This window comes from Candidatus Dactylopiibacterium carminicum (genome assembly GCF_014736495.1).
GTDB lineage: Bacteria > Pseudomonadota > Gammaproteobacteria > Burkholderiales > Rhodocyclaceae > Uliginosibacterium > Uliginosibacterium carminicum.
In genome coordinates this window covers 1-6,352 of record NZ_MDUX01000098.1, presented here as the reverse complement: position 1 = coordinate 6,352, position 6,352 = coordinate 1, and the positions used below count along the sequence as shown (strand labels likewise).

Genomic DNA, 6,352 nt, shown 5'->3' with positions numbered 1-6,352 from the left:
GCTCGATGTGGGATTCGACTATGCATAGCGCTTGACGGCCAAGACGGTTGCTCAGGCCTCCAGTTGGTAACGCTTCAGTTTTCGCCACAGCGTGGATTTGTCGATGCCGAGAATTTCCGCAGAAAGCGCGCGGTCTCCGTTCGTCTCCCGCAGCGTCTTACGGATGAAATAGGCTTCGATTTCGTCCAGGCTGCGCGGCGTGAAGTAGTCGAGCGCGGACTTCTGGCGGGCGCCGGGCGCCTGCAAGGGGGGAGGCAGCTGCCCCGTGTCGATCACTGCGTCATGGGTCATGATGACCATCCGCTGGACACGGTTCTCGAGCTCGCGCACGTTCCCCGGCCATGCGTACTGCATCAGCGCGTCGAGAGCCTCTTCCGTCAGGCGCGGCGGCTCGGGCCGTTCGTAGCGCTCGGCGAAACGCTGCAGGAAATGGCGTACCAGCACGGGGATATCCTCGCGCCGGTCCTTCAGCGGCGGAATCTCGATCTCCATCACCATCAGGCGGTAATACAGATCCTCCCGGAACAGCCCTTCGCCGATGAGCGCCGGCATGTCGCGATTGGTGGCCGCCACCACGCGCACGTCCACCTCGCGCGGCCGGTTCTCCCCCATGGCAAAGAAACTCCGGTCCTGCAGCACACGCAGCAGCTTCGCCTGCAGCGAAGGCGAGGCATTGCTGATTTCATCCAGGAAGATCGTGCCGCCATGGGCGGCTTCGAACAGGCCCGGCTTGTTGCGGTCCGCTCCGGTGAACGCGCCCTTCCGGTAACCGAACAGTTCGCTCTCGATCAGCGTTTCCGGAATCGCGGCGCAATTGATCGCGATGAACGGTGCCGCCGCGCGATTGCTGGCACGATGGATCTGCTGCGCGACAAGCTCCTTGCCCGAGCCGCTGGGGCCCGAGATCAGCACATTGCAGTCATGCTGGCCGGCCACACCGATGAGGCGCCGGATTCCGGCCACGGCGGCCGATTCTCCGATGAAGGCCTGCCCGCCCGTATCGCCCGCTGGCGGCGGCGTAGCACCGTCACCCCGATCAAGGCGATGACGATGCAGGGCGCGCTCCACCACGGCACGCAGCGCTTCGTTCTCGAACGGCTTGGTGAGGTAGTCGAAAGCGCCATTCTTGAGTGCCAGCACGGCCGACTCCACGGTGGCGTAGCCAGTCAGCAGCACGACCTGGGTGCCATGCCCGCGCTCGCGTGCGAAACCCAGCACATCCAGCCCATCCGGGCCCGGCATGCGCAGATCCGTGACCACCACCGCCACCGGATGCCGCTCCAGATAATCCAGCGCGGCCTGCGAACTCTCCGCGCAGACGATCCGTACGCCCACCTCCAGGCTTTTCAGCACCTGCGCGATCAAACCGCGCATGTTCTCGTCGTCCTCGGTGACGAGCACCACCGGCTTGTTGCGTTCATCAGCCATGGCACGCCCCTCCCACCCAGGCCGGCAGGCGCAGGATGAAGCGCGCACCGCCCTCGTGCCGGAGGTCCAGTCCGAGCGAACCACCGTAACGCGCCACGATCGACTGGGCGATCGAAAGGCCCAGTCCGCTCCCCAGTTCCTTGGTGGAAAAGAAGGGGTCGAAGATGCGGTTGCGCAGCCGCTCCGGCACCCCATGACCGGAATCCTCGACCACCACTTGTACGCCGCGCCCGGAGGCGCTGACCTGGATCGCAATGCTGCGCTCCGGCAACCCCTCGATCGCCTGGCTGGCATTGAGCAACAGGTTGCCCAGCACGATTTCCAGCTTGCCTTCCGGCAGGGCCACCCACAGCGGCTCGGTGCCGGCCTCGAACTCAATCCGCGCATCGACCTGCTTCAGCCGGCAGTGGTGGGCATCCAGCGCGTTGCGGATAGCCGCCAGCACATCGCCGGCGCCCTCATCGCATCGCCCCTGACGCGTGTAGTCGAGCAGATTGCGGATGATGTTGCTGCAGCGGCGCGCCTCGTCCCGGATCACCGAGACGTACTTCCGCACAGCTTCTTCCGATCCTCCCACGCCCTGGCGATCTTGTACGGCTTCCACCGCCAGCTGCGCGTAGCCCAGGATGCTGCCCAGCGGCGTATTGAGTTCGTGCGCCACACCGCCGGCCAGCTCGCCCAAAGCCACGAGCTTGTCCCGGCTGGCGACGCTTTCCAGGAGTTCGCGGTACTCGGTCACATCCTGCAGGATGACCAGCGCGCACAGATCGCGTCCGGCTGCGGGCGGCAATGGCTCCAGGTTCAGCGAGAACCAGCGCGGGCGCCCCGAGACCGGCGAACATATCTCGATGTTGCCGAGCCGCTCGCCACGCTCGAGCGCGGAAACCAGCCGGGCGCGGACCGGCTCGTCCAGCTGCAGCAAATCGAAGACGGTGCGCCCGTCCTGCTTGCCACCGACCGGGCCCAGCAGATGCTCGGCCTGGCGATTCGTCGTCACCACGTGGTGATCTGCGGCCACCCCCAGCATCAGGCCCGGAAAGCTGCGCTGCAGTATCTGGATGGTGTCACGCTCGACGATCACGCTGCTCTGGCACTCGTCAACGATGGCGAACACCTGATCCAGGCGGGAGATCATGCTGTTGTAGTCACGCAGCACCTCCGCGCCATACCCCTCACGATCGGCGGGCGCCACGGGGCGGAGGTATCCGTCCATCGCCAGCGCCACGCCCTCGTGCAGGCGGCGCAAGGCACGCCGGTAGGCAAGCACCTTTGTCGTGGCAACGCCGCAAACGGCAGCCAGCAGCAGCCATGGCAACGCCGAGGCCGACACCGGAGCTTCACGCCAGGCATACACCAGCAGGGCCGCGCCTGCCGCCACCGGGAGAATCCGGGCCGCCCCCACCCGCCAGGGCCAAACTTTCATGACGATGCTCATCTTTCCTTCCTGTTCGATAAATGGCGCGAAAGATCGCTTTGTCGCGACTGCCCCACGCAGGGAAATTTTCCCAATCGGGCAGGCGCACAAGCTTGATCCAGCTCCATCACGACACGAGAGAAAGCCCCGGAAAATGCATTCATCATGATTATTTTCTGATAAGCAAATTCATCCGGCCGATCAGAAGATGAATTGCAGCCCCAGCGTGGCGAGGTAGCCGTCCTGCAGGGAAGGATCGAGCTGATCCGGCTTGTCGTAGTCGACGCGGGCGTATTCGAAGGTCAGCTTGAGACGCTGACCATCGAGGTAGTAGTTGGCCCCGATGGCGTTGACGGTGTTGTCCAGCACACCGGAATCCAAGTGGTACTTCGATTTCTGGTGACGGCCGAAGAACTGCAGCCGCCCGCCCTGGATCGGGTTCGGCAGCAGATAGCCGGCCTTCAGGTAGTAGGAGGACAGCTCGGTGTTCGAAGGCAGGTTCGGATCGGGTGCGAGATTGATGGCGTTGCCGGTGTCGTAGGCCACGTAGGCAGCGGACGCGGTATAGGTTCCACTGCTGGTCGGCAGCTCGGCGAACACGTCCGCCGTCCACGCGCGGTAGTCCTTGATGTCGCTGCGCGTCGCATAGTCGGCATACGCCACATTGGCCTGCTGGTCGTAGGCCGCGCCGATCGTGAAGATCTTGCGCGTCCCCAGATAGGTACCCCGATAGCCGTAATCGCTTTCCGGATCGAGCGGGCTCCAGTGCGCACGGACGGTCAGGCGAGGTGCCTTCTTCGGCACCACGTCATCCTCGCGGCCGTCGGCGAACATCACGCGATACTGGAAGCGCGCATCGGCGAGATTGCCCCAGACGGCCGCGCCGGTATCCCGCGAGCCACCGAACGAGGTGTAGAACGCGCTTGAGCGATCCAGCGTCAAGGGCTCCAGGCACGCTTCGAGACCTTCACGCGTGAAGGTGTTCTTGAAGCGTCCGACGATGAAACGCACCGGGTCCGAGTAATCCAGGGTGACATAGGCATCGCGGTAATAGACGGAGCGGTCGTCCAGCCCCCCTTGCTGTCGTTGCCAGACTCCAGCTGCGCATAGAAACCGACGTAGTCGTTGGCCTGGCCGGCCAGCGTGATACGGTTGCGGCGCAGGTAGGTATCCCAGGTGCTGCCGGAATCGTTCGACGAGGTGTAGTTGCGTGCCTGCCCCCACACCTGTAGCGCATAGCTCAGCGTGATAGAGCCTTCTTCACCGAACTCGAACGTCGGCCCCGCCCAGGCGGAAGAACCGCACAGGGCGGCAACCAGAAGCGCGGCGCGGCGTAGCGTGCGGCCCTTGCGCAGGCCGGCAACCGGCCCTCCCTTGGAATTGTTTCTGTCTTGCATGACTTATTTGCCTTTGCTTGCTTGAGTCGATTTGTAGAGATTCAGATCGGCAGGCTTGCCTATCGGGTCGTGACACGCCGCACAGGCCTGCGCGGGTCCATTGGCCGGATTGGCGACGAGCCCCGTGTGCGCGATTTCCTTCTTGAGCAGCCGTGAATTGCCGCCGTGGCATCCCACGCAGGAAAAATTGACCTGCTTGTGCTGGACGTGCCATGGATCGCTCCCAGGGGCCTCGGCACGCGCGCCGTTGTGGCACTTGAAACAGCTGGATGCGCCCAGGCCACAGGCGTTTGCCAACGCTATGGGAGATATCGAGCGGGCGTTTTCCGTGAAAGCCACGATCGCCTCGCTCCCCCAGTCGGAACGGAACGCGGCTTCCTCCACCACGCTACTCGTGCGCCACAGCTGCAACACACTGCTGCCGATCACCGCCAGCAACACGAGCACCCCGCCCCGCAACAGCCAGCGCGCACTCGCCGCCCGCCGGAAACCGGCGGCAATCCGGGTCAGGCGGCTCATTGCGCGGCCCCCGGGTGTACGCCTGGCTTTTCACCGCCGATGCTGGCGTCGCGCGGCCTTTCAATATCCTTGCCCGACAGCTCATCGCTGCACACGCAGACCGGCCCCTTGCGGAACTTCAGACGCTGGCGCGGTGAAGGCTCCGGCGTGGAACGATTGCCGCCGGACTTTTCCGGCGCCACGACCCGGCCAGCCTGCAAAGATTCACCGCCAAGCTCGGCACCCGCCGTGCCTATCGGGCGTGCGGGCTCTGCAGCCTGGGTCGCCCCCGCAGCGACCAGAACAACAGCAAGAGACGCGAAGACTCTTTTCCCCGACCTCACTGGATTCACACCCAGCAGGCTTTCAAAAAACCTTGTGCTCAATTGGATTCATTCCCGCGTGTTGATATGACCGGGCCGGAATTCCGGCGTGATTCGCGCTCTGACAGACAGTGAATCCGCATCAGAACCGGAACCGGCTCGACGCATCGGAGAGAACGCCATGTCACAGCAACAGCAATCTCTGTGCCGCACATTCCGCGGATCATCGCTGCACGAGGAATATCCAGAGGCACGCAGCAGGAATGAAGCGCCTGCGGGCAAAACAATGGCTATCGAAGTGTCATTCACAAAACAGGCAAAGGCTTGCAGCAAGGTGCTTTCGTGAAAACGGCTCTGGATTTGTCAAAAATCCATAATCAGCCAGGCGAAAAAGCTAATCAGAAATCCGTATATGAATTGAATGCACGGACGACCTGTGAATCGCCCCGGGTTTCCTAGACAGCCCCGAGCTTCATGAAATACTGTTTTTCATAGTCTATCGGAGACATGCCATTTGCGTGGCTGTGTCGCCGTTTCGGGTTGTAGAACATCTCGATGTAATCGAACACGTCACGGCGGGCATCCTCGCGTGTTGGATAGATTTTGCGTTTGATCCGCTCGCGCTTGAGCAGCTGGAAGAAACTTTCTGCGACTGCGTTGTCGTGGCAGTTTCCTCGGCGACTCATGCTGCCCTTGAGCTTGTTGGCGCGCAGGAACGACTGCCAATCGTCGCTGCTGAACTGGCTGCCCTGATCCGAATGAACCATGACCTCCTGCGTCGGCTTGCGGTGCCAGACGGCCATCAGCAAGGCGTTCAGTGCGAGGTCTGCCGTCATCTGAGCACTCATCGACCAGCCCACGACCTGTCGCGAGAACAGATCCAGGACTGCCGCCAGAAACAGCCAGCCCTCATGCGTGCGGATGTACGTAATGTCAGTCACCCCAGACCTTGTTCGGTTCGCTCACGTCGAACTCGCGCTGAAGATGGTTCGGTGACACGTTGGCAGGACAGCCCCCCCCGTAGCGGCCCGGCCGACGCCCATAGCCCGTCAGGGACTTGAGGCCGATCTGGCGCATCAGCCGAGCAACACGATGCTTGCCGCAGGATTCGCCCAGATCGCGCAGGTCATGCGTGATCTTACGGTAACCATACACGGCACCACTTTCCAGCCAGCACTGCTTGATCAGGCCTTCAATGCGCTGATCTTCCAGGGCAGGTGCAGACAGCGGCTGGGCTTGCCAGGCGTAGTACCCACTCGGATGGACCCGCATGACCTTGCACATGCGTCGGA

General features: G+C 62.9%; 7 protein-coding genes and 1 pseudogene. 1 reads left to right on the top strand and 7 read right to left on the bottom strand.

Going from position 1 to position 6,352, the window contains the following annotated elements:
• Positions 1-51 precede the first annotated feature (51 nt).
• From BGI27_RS17255 to BGI27_RS17235, 6 genes are all read right to left on the bottom strand, one after another.
• Positions 52-1,428 carry a sigma-54-dependent transcriptional regulator gene (locus BGI27_RS17255; protein ID WP_095526021.1) on the bottom strand — a complete coding sequence of 459 codons (1,377 nt, stop codon included), beginning with the start codon at positions 1,426-1,428 and terminating at the stop codon, positions 52-54.
• Positions 1,421-2,851 (bottom strand): sensor histidine kinase, encoded by a 1,431-nt coding sequence (locus tag BGI27_RS17250; protein WP_170943101.1) that lies wholly within the window; start codon positions 2,849-2,851, stop codon positions 1,421-1,423. The genes BGI27_RS17255 and BGI27_RS17250 overlap by 8 nt, the downstream gene beginning before the upstream one ends.
• Positions 2,852-3,043: 192 nt before the next feature.
• Positions 3,044-3,853: a selenite/tellurite reduction operon porin ExtI gene (extI, locus tag BGI27_RS17245; RefSeq protein ID WP_239591174.1), complete on the bottom strand. Its 810-nt coding sequence runs from the start codon at positions 3,851-3,853 to the stop codon at positions 3,044-3,046.
• Entirely contained in the window at positions 3,781-4,239 is a 459-nt protein-coding gene (locus BGI27_RS18360) for a hypothetical protein (protein WP_223871892.1), read from the bottom strand. Before BGI27_RS18360 ends, extI begins: the two co-directional genes overlap by 73 nt.
• A 3-nt stretch (positions 4,240-4,242) precedes the next feature.
• Positions 4,243-4,758 (bottom strand): hypothetical protein, encoded by a 516-nt coding sequence (locus tag BGI27_RS17240; protein ID WP_095526019.1) that lies wholly within the window; start codon positions 4,756-4,758, stop codon positions 4,243-4,245.
• Positions 4,755-5,123 carry a hypothetical protein gene (locus tag BGI27_RS17235; RefSeq protein ID WP_141239795.1) on the bottom strand — a complete coding sequence of 123 codons (369 nt, stop codon included), beginning with the start codon at positions 5,121-5,123 and terminating at the stop codon, positions 4,755-4,757. The genes BGI27_RS17240 and BGI27_RS17235 overlap by 4 nt, the downstream gene beginning before the upstream one ends.
• A gap of 118 nt (positions 5,124-5,241) precedes the next feature.
• On the opposite strand from BGI27_RS17235, the gene BGI27_RS17230 reads away from it, so the two are divergent.
• Entirely contained in the window at positions 5,242-5,406 is a 165-nt protein-coding gene (locus tag BGI27_RS17230) for a hypothetical protein (RefSeq protein ID WP_170943102.1), read from the top strand.
• 109 nt (positions 5,407-5,515) lie between these two features.
• Here BGI27_RS17230 and BGI27_RS17225 read toward each other — a convergent pair.
• Positions 5,516-6,352: pseudogene (locus BGI27_RS17225) on the bottom strand (IS3 family transposase); the annotation flags it as partial.